This window comes from Microbacterium sp. Bi128 (genome assembly GCF_918698205.1).
In genome coordinates, this window is the sequence record NZ_CAKKMM010001448.1 from 1 (window position 1) to 1,256 (window position 1,256).

General features: G+C 63.5%; 2 protein-coding genes. Both read right to left on the minus strand.

The features are described 5' to 3' along the window. A partial coding sequence (locus tag LQV45_RS33570; protein WP_230012117.1) for a cbb3-type cytochrome c oxidase subunit I occupies positions 1 to 917 on the minus strand: 917 nt, incomplete at its 3' end. A 10-nt stretch (positions 918 to 927) separates the two neighbouring features. Continuing rightward, positions 928 to 1,256 (minus strand): cytochrome c oxidase subunit II (locus LQV45_RS33575; protein ID WP_374208370.1); only part of this gene is annotated, 329 nt, incomplete at its 5' end.

The following is a 1,256-nucleotide window of genomic DNA, read 5'->3' on the forward strand; positions in this document are numbered from 1 at the left end:
GTCACGGACAGGGCGGCGATGGAGATGGTCGCGTAGACCAGGCCCTTGTAGCCGAAGATCGGCTTGCGGCTGAAGACCGGGAAGATCTCGGAGACGATGCCGAAGAACGGCAGCGCGATGATGTACACCTCAGGGTGGCCGAAGAACCAGAACAGGTGCTGCCAGAGGACGGCGCCGCCGTTCTCGGGATCGAAGATGTGCGCACCGAAGCGGCGGTCGGCGCCGAGGGCAAACAGCGCGGCGGCCAGCGGCGGGAAGGCCATCAGGACCAGGATGGAGGTCACGAGGGCGTTCCAGGTGAAGATCGGCATCCGCCACATGGTCATGCCCGGGGCGCGCATGCAGATGATGGTGGTGATGAAGTTGACGGCGCCGAGGATGGTGCCGAAGCCGGAGAGCGCCAGGCCGAAGACCCAGAGGTCACCGCCCACGCCGGGGCTGAACGTCGTGTTGGACAGCGGCGCGTACGCGAACCAGCCGAACGACGCGGCACCCTGCGGGGTGATGAACCCGGAGACGGCGATCGTGGAGCCGAAGAGGAAGAACCAGAAGGCCAGCGCGTTCAGTCGCGGGAAGGCGACGTCGGGGGCACCGATCTGCAGCGGCATGATGACGTTGGTGAAGCCGGCGAACAGCGGCGTCGCGAACATCAGGAGCATGACGGTGCCGTGCATGGTGAAGAGCTGGTTGTACTGCTCTTTGGTCTGCAGGATCTGCATGCCGGGCTCGAAGAGCTCGGCACGGATCAGCAGCGCCATGATGCCGCCGAAGCAGAAGAAGATGAACGACGCGATCAGGTACATGTACCCGCTCGTTTTGTGGTCGGTCGAGGTGATCCAGTTGACGACGATGCGTCCCTTGGACTTCGGTACTACGGGAGCCTCGAGGATCCCGGCGGATTGAGTGTAAGTTGCCACGTCGCTCCCCTTACTTGGTTTCGGCCGGGGCCGGGTTGCGGTCGTACTCTTCACCGAGCAGGCCGGTGTTCCCGTCCTGGCGCAGCTGGTTCATGTGCGCCTGGAACTCCGACTCGGAGACAACCTTCACGCGGAACAGCATTTCGGAGTGGTACTCGCCACAGAGTTCGGCGCACTTACCGTCGTAGGTGCCCTCCCTGGTGGGCGTCAACCGGATGTAGTTGGTCTTGCCGGGAATCATGTCGCGCTTCTGCAGGAAGGCAGGAACCCAGAAGGAGTGGATGACGTCGCGCGCGTTGAGCTCGAGGTCAACCGACTTGTTGACCGGCAGGTATAGGG